This window comes from Bacteroides celer (assembly GCF_002632415.2).
In the GTDB taxonomy this organism is placed as follows: Bacteria; Bacteroidota; Bacteroidia; order Bacteroidales; family Bacteroidaceae; genus Bacteroides.
In genome coordinates, this window is the sequence record NZ_CP178209.1 from 678,888 (window position 1) to 696,359 (window position 17,472).

Below are 17,472 nucleotides of genomic sequence, written 5' to 3' on the forward strand. Positions count from 1 at the left end.
CATCCGTGTCTTTTCAATTTCCAATGATTCAATTATCAAATCTCAATTATATAGAGTATGGCTTTTAGAAAAGAAAATAAGACGAAAAGTAATTTCTCGAAGATCTCAATTGGTCTGGCTTCTCCGGAAGAAATCCTTGAGAATTCGAGTGGTGAAGTTTTGAAGCCTGAAACCATTAATTACCGTACGTACAAACCCGAACGTGATGGTTTGTTCTGCGAGCGCATTTTTGGTCCTATCAAGGATTATGAATGTCATTGCGGTAAATACAAGCGTATCCGTTATAAAGGTATCGTCTGCGACCGTTGTGGTGTGGAAGTTACTGAAAAGAAAGTACGCCGTGAACGTATGGGACATATCCAGTTGGTTGTGCCGGTGGCTCACATCTGGTATTTCCGTTCGCTCCCTAATAAAATCGGTTATTTGCTCGGACTGCCGACGAAGAAACTGGATTCGATTATATACTACGAACGTTACGTTGTTATTCAGCCGGGTGTAAAAGCTGAAGACGGTGTAGCTGAATATGATTTGCTCTCTGAAGAAGAATATCTGGATATTTTGGATACACTTCCAAAAGACAATCAATATCTTGAAGATAATGATCCGAACAAATTTGTTGCAAAGATGGGGGCTGAAGCTATCTATGATTTGCTGGCTCGTCTGGATCTGGATGCTTTGTCTTACGAATTGCGTCACCGTGCAGGTAACGATGCTTCACAGCAACGTAAGAATGAAGCTTTGAAACGTCTTCAGGTAGTAGAGTCGTTCCGTGCATCACGTGGACGCAACAAACCGGAATGGATGATTGTACGTATCGTACCGGTTATCCCGCCCGAACTTCGTCCGTTGGTTCCGTTGGATGGTGGCCGTTTTGCTACATCTGACTTGAACGACCTTTATCGTCGTGTAATTATCCGTAATAACCGTCTGAAACGACTGATTGAAATCAAGGCTCCGGAAGTGATCTTGCGTAATGAAAAACGTATGCTTCAGGAATCTGTCGATTCTTTGTTTGATAACTCACGTAAGTCAAGTGCTGTGAAGACAGACGCCAACCGCCCGTTGAAGTCATTGTCTGATAGCTTGAAAGGTAAGCAAGGACGTTTCCGTCAGAACTTGCTGGGTAAACGTGTTGACTACTCTGCTCGTTCGGTAATCGTCGTGGGGCCGGAATTGAAGATGGGTGAATGCGGTATTCCTAAATTGATGGCTGCCGAATTGTACAAGCCGTTTATTATTCGTAAGCTTATCGAACGTGGTATCGTTAAGACTGTAAAGTCTGCCAAGAAGATCGTTGACCGCAAGGAACCGGTGATCTGGGATATTCTGGAACATGTAATGAAAGGACATCCGGTACTGTTGAACCGTGCTCCGACATTGCACCGTTTGGGTATTCAGGCTTTCCAGCCTAAGATGATCGAAGGTAAAGCTATCCAGTTGCACCCGTTGGCATGTACGGCATTCAACGCCGACTTTGACGGTGACCAGATGGCTGTTCACTTGCCTTTGAGTAATGAAGCAATTCTGGAAGCACAAATGTTGATGCTTCAATCACATAATATCTTGAACCCGGCAAACGGTGCGCCTATTACTGTGCCTGCACAGGATATGGTTCTTGGTTTGTACTATATTACTAAGTTGCGTGCTGGTGCGAAAGGTGAAGGTTTGACATTCTACGGACCGGAAGAGGCGTTGATCGCTTACAATGAAGGTAAGGTCGATATTCATGCTCCGGTGAAAGTTATCGTGAAAGACGTTGATGAAAATGGTAACATTGTAGACGTAATGCGCGAAACTTCGGTAGGACGTGTGATTGTTAATGAAATTGTTCCGCCTGAAGCAGGTTATATCAATACAATTATCTCTAAGAAATCTCTTCGTGATATTATTAGTGATGTAATTAAGGTATGTGGTGTGGCTAAGGCTGCCGACTTCCTGGACGGAATCAAGAACTTAGGTTATCAGATGGCGTTCAAGGGTGGTTTGTCATTCAACTTGGGTGATATTATCATTCCGAAGGAAAAAGAAACGTTGGTACAGAAAGGTTACGACGAAGTAGAACAAGTCGTAAACAACTATAACATGGGTTTCATTACCAACAACGAACGTTACAACCAGGTGATCGATATCTGGACACATGTAAACTCTGAGTTGTCTAATATCCTGATGAAGACAATTTCTTCGGATGATCAGGGATTCAACTCTGTATATATGATGCTTGACTCTGGTGCTCGTGGTTCTAAAGAACAGATTCGTCAGTTGTCAGGTATGCGTGGTTTGATGGCAAAACCGCAGAAAGCAGGTGCTGAAGGTGGTCAGATCATCGAGAACCCGATTTTGTCAAACTTTAAAGAAGGACTTTCGGTGTTGGAGTACTTTATCTCTACCCACGGTGCTCGTAAAGGTTTGGCGGATACCGCTTTGAAGACTGCCGATGCTGGTTATCTGACCCGTCGTCTGGTGGACGTATCACACGATGTGATTATTACAGAAGAAGACTGCGGTACACTCCGCGGATTGGTTTGTACGGACCTTAAGAATAACGATGAGGTTATTGCTACTCTGTACGAACGTATCTTAGGCCGTGTTTCCGTACATGATATTATTCATCCTACCACAGGTGAATTGCTTGTTGCCGGTGGTGAAGAAATTACAGAAGAAGTAGCCAAGAAGATTCAGGAGTCTCCGATCGAGAGTGTTGAAATTCGTTCGGTATTGACTTGTGAAGCTAAGAAGGGTGTTTGTGCTAAATGTTACGGACGTAACTTGGCAACGAGCCGCATGGTTCAGAAGGGTGAAGCTGTCGGTGTAATCGCTGCTCAGTCTATTGGTGAGCCGGGTACACAGTTGACATTGCGTACATTCCACGCCGGTGGTACTGCTGCAAATATTGCAGCTAACGCCAGTATCGTTGCTAAAAATAATGCACGTCTTGAATTTGAAGAGTTGCGTACAGTAGATATCGTTGACGAGATGGGTGAATCTGCAAAAGTGGTAGTAGGTCGTTTGGCCGAAGTACGTTTTGTGGATGTAAATACCGGTATTGTTCTTTCTACTCATAACGTACCTTATGGTTCAACACTGTATGTAAGTGACGGCGACTTGGTAGAAAAAGGCAAACTGATCGCTAGGTGGGACCCGTTCAATGCTGTTATTATTACAGAAGCAACCGGTAAGATCGAATTTGAGGGCGTAATTGAAAACGTTACTTATAAGGTTGAATCGGATGAAGCAACAGGTCTTCGTGAAATTATTATTATTGAATCCAAGGATAAAACCAAAGTTCCTACAGCTCATATTTTGACAGAGGACGGTGATTTGATCCGTACTTATAACTTACCGGTAGGTGGTCACGTAATCATCGAGAATGGTCAGAAGGTAAAAGCTGGTGAAGTAATCGTGAAGATTCCGCGTGCCGTAGGTAAAGCGGGTGATATCACGGGTGGTCTTCCTCGTGTTACTGAATTGTTTGAAGCTCGTAACCCGTCAAATCCGGCTGTCGTTTCTGAAATCGACGGTGAGGTAACAATGGGTAAGATCAAGCGTGGTAACCGTGAGATCATTGTAACTTCCAAGACTGGTGAGGTTAAAAAATATTTGGTTGCACTGTCTAAGCAGATTCTGGTACAGGAAAATGACTATGTACGTGCAGGTACTCCGTTGTCTGACGGTGCTACTACTCCAGCAGACATCTTGGCAATTAAAGGTCCTACAGCTGTACAAGAATATATCGTGAATGAAGTTCAGGATGTATACCGCTTGCAGGGTGTGAAGATCAATGATAAGCACTTCGAGATTATCGTTCGTCAGATGATGCGCAAGGTTCAGATTGATGAACCGGGAGATACTCGTTTCCTCGAACAGCAAGTCGTAGACAAACTGGAATTCATGGAAGAAAATGATCGTATCTGGGGTAAGAAAGTCGTAGTGGATGCTGGTGATTCTCAAAATATGCAAGCTGGTCAGATTGTAACTGCCCGCAAGTTGCGTGATGAGAACAGTATGTTGAAACGTCGTGACTTGAAACCGGTTGAGGTTCGTGATGCTGTTGCTGCTACCTCTACTCAGATCCTTCAGGGTATTACACGTGCTGCTTTGCAGACTTCAAGCTTTATGTCGGCTGCTTCCTTCCAGGAAACAACGAAAGTCTTGAATGAGGCTGCTATCAACGGTAAGATCGATAAGTTGGAAGGTATGAAGGAAAATGTGATCTGTGGTCACTTGATTCCTGCCGGTACCGGACAGCGCGAGTTCGAAAAGCTCATCGTTGGATCAAAAGAAGAGTATGACCGTATCTTGGCTAACAAGAAAACAGTACTTGACTACAATGAAGTAGAATAAATACAATTCAATTGACTATATGAGAAGGAGCGATTGCCAGATTGGGTAATTGCTCCTTTTTTTATTTCTTTTTTACTCGCGTGTATTACCATTAGTTTCAGGAAAAATGTGTTATTTTGCAGGATAACTTTTTAATCATATTAAATATGGAAGAACAAAATAACAACGGACAATTACAGATTGAATTGAGAGAAGAGGTTGCACAGGGAACTTATGCAAATCTTGCTATTATTACTCATTCGAGTTCTGAATTCATCCTTGACTTCGTGCGCGTAATGCCGGGCATACCGAAGGCTGGTGTGCAATCTCGTATTATTGTGGCTCCAGAGCACGCAAAACGCCTGCTGCGGGCATTAGAAGATAATATAGCAAAGTATGAGCGCGTATTCGGTCCGATTCGTACTTCGGATGAACCCCCTATTTCTCCTTTGACGGGTGTAAAAGGCGAAGCGTGAGGATGATATAAAAACATTAAAAAAGAAAAAAAAGTTGTAGCGCATTGAATATTCAAATATTATTCGTATTTTTGCAGCCCAAAATGTATAGTTACGAAATTAATATAACAATAATATAAATCAAAAAACAATTAAAATGCCTACAATTCAGCAATTAGTAAGAAAAGGACGCGAAGTGCTGGTGGAGAAAAGTAAATCTCCAGCCTTGGATTCATGTCCTCAAAGACGTGGCGTTTGCGTGAGAGTATACACTACTACTCCGAAGAAGCCGAACTCTGCAATGCGTAAAGTAGCTCGTGTACGTTTGACTAACCAAAAAGAGGTGAACTCATACATTCCGGGAGAAGGACACAACTTGCAGGAACACTCAATCGTTTTGGTACGTGGTGGTCGTGTAAAAGACCTTCCGGGTGTGCGTTATCACATTGTACGTGGTACACTTGATACAGCAGGTGTTGCTGGTCGTACTCAAAGACGTTCAAAGTATGGTGCTAAGCGTCCGAAACCAGGACAAGCTGCTGCTCCTGCTAAGGGTAAGAAAAAATAAGGATTAAGACCTAATTAAAATTAAAGTAATAACTTACGTTTTAGTTTGTTGGAAATGCTAAAGGTTGAGTAAATTCTCCGGAGGGAGAGTTGAAGAAGTCAAGAAGTAGACAACCAAGAACAAAAACATTATTTTTCAAACAAATGAGAAAAGCAAAACCAAAAAAACGCCTGATTCTTCCGGATCCCGTGTTTAATGACCAAAAGGTTTCCAAGTTCGTGAACCACTTGATGTATGATGGAAAGAAAAATACATCTTATGAAATCTTTTATGCCGCTTTGGAAACAGTGAAAGCAAAACTTCCTAACGAAGAAAAATCAGCTCTCGAAATCTGGAAAAAGGCTTTGGATAATGTAACTCCGCAAGTGGAAGTAAAGTCTCGCCGTGTAGGTGGTGCAACTTTCCAAGTTCCTACTGAAATCCGTCCGGATCGTAAAGAATCAATCTCTATGAAGAATCTGATTCTGTTTGCTCGCAAAAGAGGTGGTAAATCAATGGCTGACAAGTTGGCTGCTGAAATTATGGATGCCTTCAATGAACAAGGCGGTGCATACAAGCGTAAAGAAGATATGCACAGAATGGCAGAAGCTAACCGTGCATTTGCTCATTTTAGATTCTAATACTGTAAGAAACCAAATATAAACTTAAAGTAAAGGAATTAGAAGATGGCTAAACATGATTTACATTTAACTCGTAATATCGGTATCATGGCTCACATCGATGCCGGAAAAACAACTACTTCTGAACGTATCCTGTTCTACACTGGATTGACTCACAAAATAGGTGAAGTTCATGATGGTGCTGCTACTATGGACTGGATGGAACAGGAGCAAGAACGTGGTATCACTATTACATCTGCTGCTACAACAACAAGATGGAAATATGCTGGTGATACTTATAAAATTAACTTGATTGACACTCCGGGGCACGTTGATTTTACTGCAGAGGTAGAACGTTCATTGCGTATCCTTGATGGAGCTGTGGCTGCTTATTGTGCTGTTGGTGGTGTTGAGCCCCAATCAGAAACTGTATGGCGTCAAGCTGATAAATATAACGTTCCTCGTATTGCTTATGTTAATAAGATGGACCGTTCTGGTGCAGACTTCTTTGAAGTAGTTCGCCAGATGAAGGATGTGCTTGGAGCTAATCCGTGTCCGATTGTTGTTCCTATTGGTGCTGAAGAATCTTTTAAAGGTCTTGTTGATCTTATCAAAATGAAAGCTATTTATTGGCACGATGAAACAATGGGTGCTGACTACAGTGTTGAGGAAATTCCGGCAGAACTTGTCGATGAAGCTAACGAGTGGAGAGACAAGATGCTTGAAAAAGTAGCTGAATTTGATGATGCTTTGATGGAGAAATATTTCGATGATCCTTCTACTATTACTGAAGAAGAAGTGTTGAGAGCTCTTCGCAATGCAACAGTTCAGATGGCCGTAGTCCCCATGCTTTGTGGGTCTTCTTTCAAGAACAAAGGTGTTCAGACATTGCTTGACTATGTTTGTGCTTTTTTGCCTTCTCCGCTTGATACAGAGAATGTAATAGGTACAAATCCTAATACTGGAGCTGAAGAAGATCGTAAACCAAGTGATGATGAAAAAACATCAGCTTTAGCATTTAAGATCGCAACTGACCCATATGTAGGTCGTTTGACTTTCTTCCGTGTTTATTCAGGTAAAATTGAAGCAGGTTCTTATATCTACAACTCTCGCTCTGGTAAGAAAGAACGCGTTTCTCGTCTGTTCCAGATGCACTCTAACAAACAGAATCCGGTTGAAGTAATCGGTGCTGGTGATATCGGTGCAGGTGTAGGTTTTAAGGATATTCACACTGGTGATACTTTGTGTGATGAAAACGCTCCGATCGTACTTGAATCTATGGACTTCCCGGAACCAGTTATCGGTATCGCTGTAGAACCTAAGACGCAGAAGGATATGGATAAGCTGTCTAACGGTTTGGCTAAATTGGCTGAAGAAGATCCGACGTTTACTGTGAAGACAGACGAACAGACAGGTCAGACGGTTATTTCTGGTATGGGTGAGCTTCACTTGGATATCATTATTGATCGTTTGAAACGTGAGTTCAAGGTAGAATGTAACCAGGGTAAGCCGCAGGTTAACTACAAAGAAGCTATCACGAAGACAGTTAATTTGCGTGAAGTATATAAGAAGCAATCTGGTGGGCGTGGTAAGTTTGCTGATATCATCGTGAATATTGGTCCGGCTGATGCAGATTTCACTTTGGGTGGTCTGCAGTTTGTTGACGAAGTGAAAGGTGGTAACATTCCTAAGGAATTTATTCCTGCTGTTCAGAAAGGCTTTACGAATGCTATGAAGAGTGGTGTTTTGGCAGGTTATCCGCTGGATTCATTGAAAGTTACTTTGGTTGATGGTTCATTCCATCCGGTTGACTCTGATCAGTTGTCATTCGAAATCTGTGCAATGCAGGCTTATAAAAATGCATGTGCTAAGGCAGGTCCTGTTTTGATGGAACCTATCATGAAGCTGGAAGTTGTAACTCCGGAAGAGAATATGGGTGATGTTATCGGTGACTTGAACAAACGTCGTGGCCAGGTTGAAGGTATGGAATCTAGTCGTTCTGGTGCCCGTATCGTGAAGGCGATGGTTCCGCTGGCAGAAATGTTTGGTTATGTAACAGCTTTACGTACTATCACTTCTGGTCGTGCAACTTCATCAATGACTTACTCTCATCACGCTCAACTTTCTTCTTCTATTGCTAAGGCTGTATTGGAAGAAGTAAAAGGACGTGCTGATTTACTCTAAAATATCTAAAGCAGCAGGCTAGCGAATGACTCTTAGCCTGCCGCTTTATCTTATTATAAATGTATTAATTAAAAAAATAATGAGTCAGAAAATTAGAATTAAATTGAAATCTTACGACCACAACTTGGTTGACAAGTCAGCTGAGAAAATTGTAAGAACTGTAAAAGCTACAGGTGCTATTGTTAGCGGTCCGATACCTCTGCCTACGCACAAACGTATCTTTACTGTGAACCGTTCGACTTTCGTAAACAAAAAGTCTCGTGAGCAATTTGAACTCTCTTCTTATAAGAGATTGATCGACATCTATAGCTCAACTGCTAAGACAGTAGACGCTCTGATGAAGTTGGAATTGCCAAGTGGTGTGGAAGTAGAAATTAAAGTTTGATAATTAAAAATTAGTGAAATGCCAGGATTATTAGGAAAAAAAATCGGAATGACATCCGTTTTCAGTGCCGATGGTAAAAATGTACCATGCACTGTTATCGAAGCAGGTCCTTGTGTTGTTACTCAAGTTAAAACTGTAGAAAAAGATGGCTATGCAGCTGTTCAGTTGGGTTTCCAAGACAAAAAGGAAAAACATACAACTAAACCGTTGATGGGACATTTTAAAAGAGCAGGAGTAACACCGAAGAGACACTTGGCTGAGTTCAAAGAATTTGGAACAGAATTGAATCTGGGTGATACTATTACCGTAGAGATGTTTAACGATGCTAACTTTGTTGACGTTGTTGGAACTTCTAAAGGTAAAGGTTTCCAGGGTGTAGTAAAAAGACATGGTTTTGGTGGTGTGGGTCAGGCTACTCACGGACAGCACAACCGCGCTCGTAAACCGGGTTCTATTGGTGCTTGTTCTTACCCTGCAAAAGTATTCAAGGGAATGCGCATGGGTGGACAACTTGGTGGTGACAGAGTCACTGTACAAAACTTGCAGGTATTAAAAGTAATCGCGGATCATAACCTTCTTTTGATTAAAGGTTCTATCCCGGGTTGCAAAGGTTCAATCGTATTAATTGAGAAATAATGGAAGTTAACGTATATAACATTAAAGGTGAAGACACTGGGAGAAAGGTTACGTTAAACGAATCTATCTTCGGAATTGAGCCCAACGACCACGCTATCTATTTGGACGTAAAACAGTTTATGGCTAATCAGCGTCAGGGTACTCATAAGTCAAAAGAAAGAAGTGAAATCAGTGGTTCAACTCGTAAGATCGGTCGCCAGAAAGGTGGTGGCGGAGCTCGTCGTGGTGATATGAACTCACCGGTTCTTGTAGGTGGTGCCCGCGTTTTCGGTCCGAAACCAAGAGACTACTTCTTCAAGTTGAATAAAAAAGTTAAGACATTGGCTCGTAAGTCAGCTTTGTCTTATAAAGCTCAAAACGATGCAATCGTTGTCGTTGAGGATTTCACATTTGAAGCTCCTAAGACAAAAGATTTCGTTGCAATGACAAAAAATCTTAAAGTTTCCGATAAAAAGCTACTTGTAATTTTACCGGAAGCAAATAAAAACGTATATTTGTCAGCTCGTAACATTGAGGGTGCTAATGTGCAGACTATCTCGGGATTAAATACTTACAGAGTATTGAATGCTGGGGTTGTTGTGCTTACTGAAAACTCTCTGAAGGCTATTGACAATATCTTAATTTAAAAAGGAGGCTTAAATAATGGGAATTATTATTAAACCGTTGGTAACAGAGAAAATGACTGCAATCACAGATAAGCTGAATCGTTTCGGCTTTGTTGTACGTCCTGAAGCTAACAAACTGGAAATTAAGAAGGAAATTGAAGCTCTTTATAATGTTACAGTAGTTGATGTGAATACTGTGAAGTATGCTGGCAAAAATAAGAGCCGTTATACCAAAGCAGGTATCATCAATGGTCGTACGAATGCTTTCAAAAAAGCAATCGTGACATTGAAAGAAGGAGATACTATTGATTTTTATAGCAATATTTAATAAAAATGGCAGTACGTAAATTTAAGCCCACAACACCGGGGCAAAGACATAAAATTATTGGTACTTTCGAAGAAATTACTGCATCAGTACCAGAAAAGTCTCTTGTATATGGTAAGAAATCATCTGGAGGTCGTAACAGCGAAGGTAAGATGACTATGCGCTACATTGGTGGCGGTCATAGAAAGGTGATTAGAATTGTTGATTTCAAGAGAAATAAGGACGGTGTTCCAGCAGTAGTTAAAACAATTGAATACGATCCGAATCGTTCGGCTCGTATCGCTCTGTTATTTTACGCTGATGGAGAAAAAAGATATATTATTGCTCCCAATGGATTGCAAGTTGGTGCGACTCTGATGTCAGGTGAAACAGCAGCGCCAGAGATTGGTAATGCTCTTCCTCTTCAAAACATTCCGGTGGGTACTGTGATTCACAATATCGAATTACGTCCGGGACAGGGTGCTGCTCTGGTTCGTTCAGCTGGTAACTTTGCACAGTTGACTTCTCGTGAGGGTAAGTATTGTGTAATTAAGTTGCCTTCAGGTGAAGTTAGACAGATTCTTAGCACTTGTAAAGCTACTATCGGTAGTGTAGGTAACTCTGATCATGGATTGGAAAGTTCAGGTAAAGCTGGACGTTCTCGTTGGCAAGGACGTCGTCCTCGTAACCGTGGTGTTGTAATGAACCCGGTTGATCACCCGATGGGTGGTGGTGAAGGACGTGCTTCTGGAGGTCACCCAAGATCACGTAAGGGATTGTACGCTAAGGGACTTAAGACTAGAGCTCCTAAGAAACAGTCGTCTAAGTACATTATTGAGAGAAGAAAAAAGTAATCTGATTAATTGAGTAAACTATGAGTCGTTCATTAAAAAAAGGTCCATATATTAACGTTAAGCTTGAAAAGAGAATTCTTGCCATGAATGAATCAGGTAAGAAAGTCGTAGTAAAGACTTGGGCCAGAGCTTCAATGATTTCGCCTGATTTTGTAGGCCATACAGTTGCAGTTCACAATGGAAATAAATTTATTCCTGTTTATGTTACCGAGAATATGGTAGGACACAAGTTGGGCGAATTTGCTCCAACTCGTACATTCAGAGGACACGCTGGTAACAAGAAAAGATAACAGGATTTATTTGAAATAATAAAGTAATAAATAATAATGGGAGCAAGAAAAAAAATATCGGCTGAAAAGAGAAAAGAAGCCCTTAAGACCATGTATTTTGCAAAATTGCAAAATGTTCCTACTTCTCCGCGTAAGATGCGTCTGGTTGCAGACATGATCCGTGGTATGGAAGTGAACAGAGCACTTGGTGTTTTGAAATTTTCTTCAAAAGAAGCTGCTGCAAGAGTGGAAAAATTGCTTCGCTCTGCAATTGCTAACTGGGAACAGAAAAACGAACGTAAAGCGGAAAGTGGCGAGTTGTTCGTAACACAGATTTTTGTTGATGGTGGAGCTACACTCAAAAGAATGAGACCGGCACCACAGGGTAGAGGTTATAGAATTCGCAAACGTTCAAATCACGTAACATTGTTCGTTGGTGCTAAAAGTAATAACGAAGATCAAAATTAAGGTAGATGGGACAAAAAGTTAATCCAATAAGCAACCGTTTAGGAATTATCAGAGGATGGGATTCTAACTGGTATGGTGGAAATGATTACGGTGATTCTTTGCTGGAAGATAGCAAAATCCGTAAATATCTTAATGCAAGACTTGCAAAAGCAAGTGTATCAAGAATCGTAATTGAACGTACGCTGAAGCTCGTTACTATTACTGTTTGCACTGCTCGCCCGGGTATTATTATCGGTAAAGGTGGCCAAGAAGTTGATAAGTTAAAAGAGGAGTTGAAGAAGGTTACCGACAAAGATATTCAAATCAATATCTTTGAAGTGAAGAGACCGGAACTGGATGCTGTGATTGTTGCTAACAACATCGCTCGTCAGGTTGAAGGTAAAATTGCCTATCGCCGTGCCATCAAAATGGCTATCGCAAACACAATGCGTATGGGTGCTGAAGGTATCAAAATTCAGATTTCAGGACGTTTGAATGGAGCTGAAATGGCCCGTTCTGAAATGTATAAAGAAGGAAGAACTCCGTTGCACACTTTCAGAGCTGATATCGACTACTGTCATGCAGAAGCATTGACTAAAGTAGGTCTTTTAGGTATCAAAGTTTGGATTTGTAGAGGTGAAGTGTTTGGTAAGAAAGAATTGGCTCCGAACTTTACACAAAGCAAAGAAAGTGGTCGTGGAAACAATAGTGGAAACAACGGCGGAAAGAACTTCAAAAGAAAGAAAAATAATCGCTAAACGAATTTGAATTTTAGGAAACTATGTTACAACCGAAAAAGACAAAATTCAGAAGACAACAAAAAGGCCGTCAGAAAGGTAATGCCCAGAGAGGCAACCAGCTGGCCTTTGGTTCTTTTGGCATAAAGGCTTTGGAGACTAAGTGGATTACAGGCCGTCAGATCGAAGCTGCTCGTATTGCAGTAACAAGATATATGCAACGTCAAGGACAGATCTGGATCCGTATATTCCCGGATAAACCGATCACTAGAAAACCTGCCGATGTACGTATGGGTAAAGGTAAAGGTGCTCCAGAGGGATTTGTAGCTCCTGTGACTCCAGGTAGAATCATTATTGAAGCTGAAGGAGTATCTTACGAAATCGCGAAAGAAGCATTGCGCTTAGCTGCTCAAAAGCTTCCTATTACAACGAAGTTTGTCGTAAGACGTGATTATGATATTCAAAATCAAAATGCGTAAGTGTTATGAAAATTGCAGAAATAAAAGAAATGACTACTAATGATTTAGTAGAAAGAGTAGAGGCGGAAACAGCTAATTATAACCAAATGGTTATTAATCATTCTATTTCTCCTTTGGAAAATCCTGCTCAAATCAAACAATTACGCAGGACTATTGCGCGTATGAAAACAGAATTGCGCGAAAGAGAACTTAACAATAAATGATCAGCTTGATGGAAGCAAGAAATTTAAGAAAAGAAAGAACAGGGGTTGTGTTGAGCAATAAGATGGATAAAACCATCACAGTTGCTGCCAAATTTAAGGAAAAACACCCTATATATGGTAAGTTCGTTAGTAAAACGAAGAAGTACCATGCTCACGATGAAAAGAATGAATGCAATATCGGTGATACTGTAAGCATCATGGAAACTCGTCCTTTGAGCAAGACTAAAAGATGGAGATTAGTAGAAATAATTGAAAGAGCTAAGTAATTATGATACAAGTAGAATCCAGACTTACAGTATGTGATAACAGTGGAGCGAAAGAGGCGTTGTGTATCCGCGTTTTGGGTGGTACAGGTCGTCGTTATGCTTCAGTGGGGGATGTCATTGTAGTTTCAGTGAAGAGTGTTATCCCTTCTAGTGATGTTAAAAAAGGTGCAGTATCAAAGGCTTTGATTGTACGTACAAAGAAAGAAATCCGTCGTCCTGATGGTTCTTATATACGTTTTGATGATAATGCTTGCGTGTTGTTGAATAATGCAGGTGAAATTAGAGGTAGTCGTATTTTCGGTCCTGTAGCAAGAGAACTTCGTGCTACAAACATGAAAGTTGTGTCACTTGCGCCTGAGGTACTTTAATTTGTAAAAGATTTAAGTAATGAGTAAATTACATATTAAAAAAGGCGATACAGTTTACGTAAATGCTGGCGAAGATAAGGGCAAAACTGGTCGTGTATTGAAGGTTCTTGTTAAAGAAGGACGTGCATTTGTAGAAGGTATCAATATGGTATCTAAAAGCACAAAACCGAATGCTAAGAATCCGCAAGGTGGTATCGTGAAGCAGGAAGCTTCTATCCACATTTCAAACTTGAACCCGGTTGATCCAAAAACTGGTAAAGCAACGCGTATTGGGAGAAAAAAGAGTTCGGAAGGAACTTTAGTGCGTTATTCTAAAAAATCAGGAGAGGAGATTAAGTAATGAGTAATACTGCTAGTCTTAAGAAAGAATATGCAGAGCGTATAGCACCTGCATTGAAATCACAGTTCCAGTATTCTTCTACAATGCAGGTACCCGTACTTAAGAAGATTGTTATCAATCAAGGGTTAGGTATGGCTGTTGCTGATAAGAAGATTATCGAAGTTGCAATCAATGAAATGACAGCTATCACAGGTCAGAAAGCTGTAGCTACCATTTCTCGTAAAGATATCGCAAACTTTAAGTTGCGTAAAAAAATGCCGATTGGTGTTATGGTAACTTTACGTCGTGAAAGAATGTACGAATTCCTTGAAAAATTGGTTCGTGTAGCTCTTCCTCGTATTCGTGACTTCAAAGGTATCGAAAGTAAGTTTGATGGTAAAGGTAACTATACCCTTGGTATTCAGGAACAAATCATTTTCCCTGAAATAAATATCGATAGTATTACAAGAATTCTCGGAATGAATATTACCTTTGTAACCTCTGCGGAAACAGATGAAGAAGGTTATGCTTTGCTGAAGGAATTCGGTTTACCTTTTAAAAACGCTAAAAAAGACTAATAGATATGGCAAAGGAATCAATGAAAGCACGTGAAGTAAAACGTGCTAAATTAGTAGCCAAATACGCCGAAAGAAGAGCTGCTTTGAAGCAAATCGTAAGAACAGGTGATCCTGCTGATGCTTTTGAAGCTGCACAGAAGTTGCAAGAGTTGCCAAAGAATTCTAATCCGATTCGTATGCACAACCGTTGCAAACTGACTGGACGTCCTAAAGGTTATATTCGTCAATTCGGAATTTCGAGAATTCAATTCCGTGAGATGGCATCTAACGGACTGATCCCAGGCGTAAAAAAAGCAAGCTGGTAATTATTGTTTAAATATTGTCAGGGTAGTCCTGATTAATTTAATTTATTTTTATATGACTGATCCAATAGCAGATTATTTAACGAGGTTGCGGAACGCGATTGGTGCAAAGCACAGAGTTGTTGAAGTTCCCGCTTCGAACTTGAAAAAAGAAATCACTAAGATTCTTTTTGAAAAAGGCTACATTCTTAATTATAAGTTTGTAGAAGATGGTCCTCAAGGAACTATTAAGGTTGCCTTGAAGTATGATTCTGTTAACAAAGTTAACGCAATCAAAAAGTTAGAAAGAATATCTTCTCCGGGTATGCGTAAGTATACTGGTTACAAAGATATGCCGCGTGTTATTAATGGGTTGGGTATTGCTATAATATCTACTTCCAAAGGTGTAATGACTAACAAAGAGGCTGCAGAACTGAAGATCGGTGGTGAAGTCTTGTGTTATGTATATTAATTAGGAGGAATTAGAATGTCAAGAATAGGAAAATTACCCATTAGTATCCCTGCTGGAGTGACAGTCACTCTGAAGGATAATGTGGTTACCGTAAAGGGACCCAAAGGCGAAATGAGCCAATATGTGAATCCTGCTATCAATGTTGCCATTGAAGACGGACACGTAACTTTAACAGAAAACGATAAAGAAATGCTTGATAACCCAAAGCAAAAACATGCTTTCCACGGTTTGTATCGTTCTTTGGTTCACAACATGGTTGTGGGCGTATCTGAAGGATACAAGAAGGAACTGGAACTTGTTGGTGTAGGTTATCGTGCTTCTAACCAAGGTAACATCATTGAGCTTGCTTTAGGTTATACACACAATATTTTCATTCAATTACCTGCTGAGGTAAAAGTTGAAACTAAGTCTGAAAGAAATAAGAATCCTCTTATTATATTGGAATCGTGTGACAAACAATTGCTTGGTCAAGTTTGCTCTAAAATACGTTCTTTCCGTAAGCCTGAACCATACAAGGGTAAAGGTATTAAGTTTGTTGGCGAAGTAATTCGTAGAAAGTCTGGTAAATCAGCCGGCGCTAAGTAATTCATATAAAATTAGATTATTATGACAACAAAAATAGAAAGACGAGTTAAGATCAAATATAGAGTACGCAACAAAATTTCAGGTACTACTGAATGTCCGCGTATGAGTGTATTTAGAAGTAACAAGCAAATTTATGTCCAGATTATCGATGATCTTTCTGGTAAGACACTGGCTGCCGCTTCTTCTTTAGGTTTGACTGATAAAGTTGCTAAAAAAGAACAAGCTGCTAAAGTGGGTGAAATGATTGCTAAAAAGGCTCAGGAAGCAGGTATAACTACTGTTGTTTTCGACCGTAATGGTTACTTGTATCATGGGAGAGTAAAAGAAGTAGCTGATGCTGCTCGTAACGGTGGACTTAAATTTTAATCATTATGGCAGGAGTTAATAATAGAGTTAAGATTACTAACGATATAGAACTGAAAGATAGATTGGTTGCTATTAATCGTGTTACTAAAGTTACCAAAGGTGGTAGAACTTTTAGTTTCTCTGCAATCGTTGTTATAGGTAACGAAGAAGGTATCATTGGTTGGGGACTTGGTAAAGCAGGTGAAGTAACAGCTGCTATCGCTAAAGGTGTTGAATCAGCTAAAAAGAACTTGGTGAAAGTGCCTATTTTGAAAGGTACTGTTCCTCATGAACAATCAGCTAGATTTGGTGGTGCTGAAGTATTCATCAAACCTGCATCTCACGGAACTGGTGTTGTAGCTGGTGGTGCTATGCGTGCTGTTTTGGAAAGTGTTGGTGTTACTGATGTTTTGGCTAAATCTAAAGGTTCTTCCAATCCGCACAACCTTGTTAAAGCTACAATCGAAGCTTTGAGTGAAATGCGTGATGCAAGAATGGTTGCTCAGAACAGAGGTATTAGTGTTGAAAAAGTATTTAGAGGATAAGGAGGAGATATGTCAACTATAAAGATTAAACAAGTTAAAAGTAGAATTGGTGCTCCAGCTGATCAGAAAAGAACTCTTGATGCACTGGGACTTCGTAAACTGAACCGTGTGGTTGAACACGAAAGCACTCCTTCAATTCTTGGGATGGTAGATAAAGTAAAACACTTGGTTGCCATTGTTAAGTAATTATTTGTTGAATAATAAAACGAAATTACAATATGAACTTAAGTAATTTAAAACCTGCAGAGGGATCTACTAAGACAAGAAAAAGAATTGGACGTGGAACTGGTTCTGGCTTAGGCGGTACTTCTACAAGAGGTCATAAGGGAGCTAAATCAAGATCTGGATACTCTAAGAAGATCGGTTTTGAAGGTGGTCAGATGCCTCTTCAACGTCGAGTTCCTAAATTTGGTTTCAAGAATATTAATCGTGTAGAATATAAAGCCATCAATCTGGATACTATCCAGAAACTTGCTGAAGCTAAGAGCTTGGCAAAAGTTGGTGTAAACGACTTTATCGAAGCAGGATTTATATCTTCAAATCAGTTGGTAAAAGTATTGGGTAACGGAACTCTGACTAATAAGCTGGAAGTAGAAGCTCATGCATTCTCTAAGACTGCAACTGCTGCTATTGAAGCTGCTGGTGGAACTGTAGTAAAACTCTGATTC

At 40.4% G+C, this 17,472-nt stretch carries 26 protein-coding genes; all 26 read left to right on the top strand.

The features are described from left to right. The first annotated feature begins 57 nt into the window (after window positions 1-57). The 26 genes from rpoC to rplO all read left to right on the top strand — a co-directional run bounded on the left by rpoC (window position 58) and on the right by rplO (window position 17,469). Window positions 58-4,341, top strand: coding sequence for a DNA-directed RNA polymerase subunit beta' (rpoC, locus tag CJF29_RS02220; protein WP_099145750.1), 4,284 nt, complete (start codon window positions 58-60; stop codon window positions 4,339-4,341). Window positions 4,342-4,487: 146 nt separating this feature from the next. Continuing rightward, complete coding sequence (locus tag CJF29_RS02225) at window positions 4,488-4,796, top strand: DUF3467 domain-containing protein (RefSeq protein ID WP_004296354.1); 309 nt, start codon at window positions 4,488-4,490, stop codon at window positions 4,794-4,796. A 136-nt stretch (window positions 4,797-4,932) separates the two neighbouring features. Further along, window positions 4,933-5,343: a 30S ribosomal protein S12 gene (gene rpsL, locus CJF29_RS02230; protein WP_002558078.1), complete on the top strand. Its 411-nt coding sequence runs from the start codon at window positions 4,933-4,935 to the stop codon at window positions 5,341-5,343. A gap of 143 nt (window positions 5,344-5,486) precedes the next feature. Then, window positions 5,487-5,963, top strand: coding sequence for a 30S ribosomal protein S7 (gene rpsG, locus CJF29_RS02235; protein WP_004296352.1), 477 nt, complete (start codon window positions 5,487-5,489; stop codon window positions 5,961-5,963). 45 nt (window positions 5,964-6,008) lie between these two features. Continuing rightward, complete coding sequence (fusA, locus tag CJF29_RS02240) at window positions 6,009-8,126, top strand: elongation factor G (RefSeq protein WP_004307538.1); 2,118 nt, start codon at window positions 6,009-6,011, stop codon at window positions 8,124-8,126. Between the two features lie 79 nt (window positions 8,127-8,205). Next, the gene (gene rpsJ / locus CJF29_RS02245) at window positions 8,206-8,511 is read left to right on the top strand and encodes a 30S ribosomal protein S10 (RefSeq protein WP_002558075.1); all 306 of its coding nucleotides are present in this window, start codon (window positions 8,206-8,208) and stop codon (window positions 8,509-8,511) included. 18 nt (window positions 8,512-8,529) lie between these two features. Next, window positions 8,530-9,147, top strand: a complete 618-nt coding sequence (gene rplC / locus CJF29_RS02250; RefSeq protein WP_004307533.1) for a 50S ribosomal protein L3 — start codon at window positions 8,530-8,532, stop codon at window positions 9,145-9,147. Then, entirely contained in the window at window positions 9,147-9,773 is a 627-nt protein-coding gene (gene rplD / locus CJF29_RS02255; RefSeq protein ID WP_004296348.1) for a 50S ribosomal protein L4, read from the top strand. The genes rplC and rplD overlap by 1 nt, the downstream gene beginning before the upstream one ends. 16 nt (window positions 9,774-9,789) lie before the next feature. Then, on the top strand, window positions 9,790-10,080 hold the full coding sequence (gene rplW, locus CJF29_RS02260; protein WP_004296347.1) for a 50S ribosomal protein L23: 291 nt from the start codon (window positions 9,790-9,792) through the stop codon (window positions 10,078-10,080). Window positions 10,081-10,085: 5 nt separating this feature from the next. Then, entirely contained in the window at window positions 10,086-10,910 is an 825-nt protein-coding gene (gene rplB, locus CJF29_RS02265; protein WP_004296346.1) for a 50S ribosomal protein L2, read from the top strand. Window positions 10,911-10,930: 20 nt separating this feature from the next. After that, window positions 10,931-11,200, top strand: a complete 270-nt coding sequence (gene rpsS, locus CJF29_RS02270) for a 30S ribosomal protein S19 (protein ID WP_004296345.1) — start codon at window positions 10,931-10,933, stop codon at window positions 11,198-11,200. Between the two features lie 36 nt (window positions 11,201-11,236). Continuing rightward, on the top strand, window positions 11,237-11,647 hold the full coding sequence (gene rplV, locus CJF29_RS02275; RefSeq protein WP_004296344.1) for a 50S ribosomal protein L22: 411 nt from the start codon (window positions 11,237-11,239) through the stop codon (window positions 11,645-11,647). A 5-nt stretch (window positions 11,648-11,652) separates the two neighbouring features. Next, window positions 11,653-12,384, top strand: a complete 732-nt coding sequence (gene rpsC / locus CJF29_RS02280; RefSeq protein ID WP_004296343.1) for a 30S ribosomal protein S3 — start codon at window positions 11,653-11,655, stop codon at window positions 12,382-12,384. Window positions 12,385-12,407: 23 nt separating this feature from the next. After that, window positions 12,408-12,842: a 50S ribosomal protein L16 gene (gene rplP / locus CJF29_RS02285; protein ID WP_004291234.1), complete on the top strand. Its 435-nt coding sequence runs from the start codon at window positions 12,408-12,410 to the stop codon at window positions 12,840-12,842. 5 nt (window positions 12,843-12,847) lie between these two features. After that, complete coding sequence (gene rpmC, locus CJF29_RS02290; RefSeq protein WP_004296342.1) at window positions 12,848-13,045, top strand: 50S ribosomal protein L29; 198 nt, start codon at window positions 12,848-12,850, stop codon at window positions 13,043-13,045. Next, window positions 13,042-13,311 (top strand): 30S ribosomal protein S17, encoded by a 270-nt coding sequence (gene rpsQ, locus CJF29_RS02295; RefSeq protein WP_004296341.1) that lies wholly within the window; start codon window positions 13,042-13,044, stop codon window positions 13,309-13,311. Before rpmC ends, rpsQ begins: the two co-directional genes overlap by 4 nt. 2 nt (window positions 13,312-13,313) lie before the next feature. Then, complete coding sequence (gene rplN, locus CJF29_RS02300; protein WP_004296340.1) at window positions 13,314-13,679, top strand: 50S ribosomal protein L14; 366 nt, start codon at window positions 13,314-13,316, stop codon at window positions 13,677-13,679. A gap of 19 nt (window positions 13,680-13,698) precedes the next feature. Continuing rightward, entirely contained in the window at window positions 13,699-14,019 is a 321-nt protein-coding gene (rplX, locus tag CJF29_RS02305; RefSeq protein WP_004296339.1) for a 50S ribosomal protein L24, read from the top strand. Then, on the top strand, window positions 14,019-14,576 hold the full coding sequence (gene rplE, locus CJF29_RS02310) for a 50S ribosomal protein L5 (RefSeq protein ID WP_004296338.1): 558 nt from the start codon (window positions 14,019-14,021) through the stop codon (window positions 14,574-14,576). Before rplX ends, rplE begins: the two co-directional genes overlap by 1 nt. Before the next feature lie 5 nt (window positions 14,577-14,581). Then, the gene (rpsN, locus tag CJF29_RS02315; protein WP_004296337.1) at window positions 14,582-14,881 is read left to right on the top strand and encodes a 30S ribosomal protein S14; all 300 of its coding nucleotides are present in this window, start codon (window positions 14,582-14,584) and stop codon (window positions 14,879-14,881) included. 52 nt (window positions 14,882-14,933) lie between these two features. After that, window positions 14,934-15,329, top strand: coding sequence for a 30S ribosomal protein S8 (gene rpsH / locus CJF29_RS02320; RefSeq protein ID WP_004296336.1), 396 nt, complete (start codon window positions 14,934-14,936; stop codon window positions 15,327-15,329). 15 nt (window positions 15,330-15,344) lie between these two features. After that, a complete protein-coding gene (rplF, locus tag CJF29_RS02325) occupies window positions 15,345-15,914 on the top strand; it encodes a 50S ribosomal protein L6 (protein ID WP_004296335.1) in 570 nt (189 codons plus the stop codon). A 21-nt stretch (window positions 15,915-15,935) separates the two neighbouring features. After that, the gene (rplR, locus tag CJF29_RS02330; RefSeq protein WP_004296334.1) at window positions 15,936-16,280 is read left to right on the top strand and encodes a 50S ribosomal protein L18; all 345 of its coding nucleotides are present in this window, start codon (window positions 15,936-15,938) and stop codon (window positions 16,278-16,280) included. A 5-nt stretch (window positions 16,281-16,285) separates the two neighbouring features. Next, complete coding sequence (gene rpsE, locus CJF29_RS02335; protein WP_074559199.1) at window positions 16,286-16,804, top strand: 30S ribosomal protein S5; 519 nt, start codon at window positions 16,286-16,288, stop codon at window positions 16,802-16,804. A gap of 9 nt (window positions 16,805-16,813) precedes the next feature. Beyond that, window positions 16,814-16,990 (top strand): 50S ribosomal protein L30, encoded by a 177-nt coding sequence (gene rpmD / locus CJF29_RS02340; protein ID WP_004296332.1) that lies wholly within the window; start codon window positions 16,814-16,816, stop codon window positions 16,988-16,990. 32 nt (window positions 16,991-17,022) lie between these two features. Then, window positions 17,023-17,469: a 50S ribosomal protein L15 gene (gene rplO / locus CJF29_RS02345; RefSeq protein ID WP_044655423.1), complete on the top strand. Its 447-nt coding sequence runs from the start codon at window positions 17,023-17,025 to the stop codon at window positions 17,467-17,469. Window positions 17,470-17,472: the final 3 nt, after the last annotated feature.

What these genes read in the sequence shown, in the direction of transcription:
- rpoC (WP_099145750.1), top strand. Translation starts at nt 58, where the DNA reads ATGGCTTTTAGAAAAGAAAATAAGACGAAAAGTAATTTCTCGAAGATC.
- CJF29_RS02225 (WP_004296354.1), top strand. Translation starts at nt 4,488, where the DNA reads ATGGAAGAACAAAATAACAACGGACAATTACAGATTGAATTGAGAGAA.
- rpsL (WP_002558078.1), top strand. Translation starts at nt 4,933, where the DNA reads ATGCCTACAATTCAGCAATTAGTAAGAAAAGGACGCGAAGTGCTGGTG.
- rpsG (WP_004296352.1), top strand. Translation starts at nt 5,487, where the DNA reads ATGAGAAAAGCAAAACCAAAAAAACGCCTGATTCTTCCGGATCCCGTG.
- fusA (WP_004307538.1), top strand. Translation starts at nt 6,009, where the DNA reads ATGGCTAAACATGATTTACATTTAACTCGTAATATCGGTATCATGGCT.
- rpsJ (WP_002558075.1), top strand. Translation starts at nt 8,206, where the DNA reads ATGAGTCAGAAAATTAGAATTAAATTGAAATCTTACGACCACAACTTG.
- rplC (WP_004307533.1), top strand. Translation starts at nt 8,530, where the DNA reads ATGCCAGGATTATTAGGAAAAAAAATCGGAATGACATCCGTTTTCAGT.
- rplD (WP_004296348.1), top strand. Translation starts at nt 9,147, where the DNA reads ATGGAAGTTAACGTATATAACATTAAAGGTGAAGACACTGGGAGAAAG.
- rplW (WP_004296347.1), top strand. Translation starts at nt 9,790, where the DNA reads ATGGGAATTATTATTAAACCGTTGGTAACAGAGAAAATGACTGCAATC.
- rplB (WP_004296346.1), top strand. Translation starts at nt 10,086, where the DNA reads ATGGCAGTACGTAAATTTAAGCCCACAACACCGGGGCAAAGACATAAA.
- rpsS (WP_004296345.1), top strand. Translation starts at nt 10,931, where the DNA reads ATGAGTCGTTCATTAAAAAAAGGTCCATATATTAACGTTAAGCTTGAA.
- rplV (WP_004296344.1), top strand. Translation starts at nt 11,237, where the DNA reads ATGGGAGCAAGAAAAAAAATATCGGCTGAAAAGAGAAAAGAAGCCCTT.
- rpsC (WP_004296343.1), top strand. Translation starts at nt 11,653, where the DNA reads ATGGGACAAAAAGTTAATCCAATAAGCAACCGTTTAGGAATTATCAGA.
- rplP (WP_004291234.1), top strand. Translation starts at nt 12,408, where the DNA reads ATGTTACAACCGAAAAAGACAAAATTCAGAAGACAACAAAAAGGCCGT.
- rpmC (WP_004296342.1), top strand. Translation starts at nt 12,848, where the DNA reads ATGAAAATTGCAGAAATAAAAGAAATGACTACTAATGATTTAGTAGAA.
- rpsQ (WP_004296341.1), top strand. Translation starts at nt 13,042, where the DNA reads ATGATCAGCTTGATGGAAGCAAGAAATTTAAGAAAAGAAAGAACAGGG.
- rplN (WP_004296340.1), top strand. Translation starts at nt 13,314, where the DNA reads ATGATACAAGTAGAATCCAGACTTACAGTATGTGATAACAGTGGAGCG.
- rplX (WP_004296339.1), top strand. Translation starts at nt 13,699, where the DNA reads ATGAGTAAATTACATATTAAAAAAGGCGATACAGTTTACGTAAATGCT.
- rplE (WP_004296338.1), top strand. Translation starts at nt 14,019, where the DNA reads ATGAGTAATACTGCTAGTCTTAAGAAAGAATATGCAGAGCGTATAGCA.
- rpsN (WP_004296337.1), top strand. Translation starts at nt 14,582, where the DNA reads ATGGCAAAGGAATCAATGAAAGCACGTGAAGTAAAACGTGCTAAATTA.
- rpsH (WP_004296336.1), top strand. Translation starts at nt 14,934, where the DNA reads ATGACTGATCCAATAGCAGATTATTTAACGAGGTTGCGGAACGCGATT.
- rplF (WP_004296335.1), top strand. Translation starts at nt 15,345, where the DNA reads ATGTCAAGAATAGGAAAATTACCCATTAGTATCCCTGCTGGAGTGACA.
- rplR (WP_004296334.1), top strand. Translation starts at nt 15,936, where the DNA reads ATGACAACAAAAATAGAAAGACGAGTTAAGATCAAATATAGAGTACGC.
- rpsE (WP_074559199.1), top strand. Translation starts at nt 16,286, where the DNA reads ATGGCAGGAGTTAATAATAGAGTTAAGATTACTAACGATATAGAACTG.
- rpmD (WP_004296332.1), top strand. Translation starts at nt 16,814, where the DNA reads ATGTCAACTATAAAGATTAAACAAGTTAAAAGTAGAATTGGTGCTCCA.
- rplO (WP_044655423.1), top strand. Translation starts at nt 17,023, where the DNA reads ATGAACTTAAGTAATTTAAAACCTGCAGAGGGATCTACTAAGACAAGA.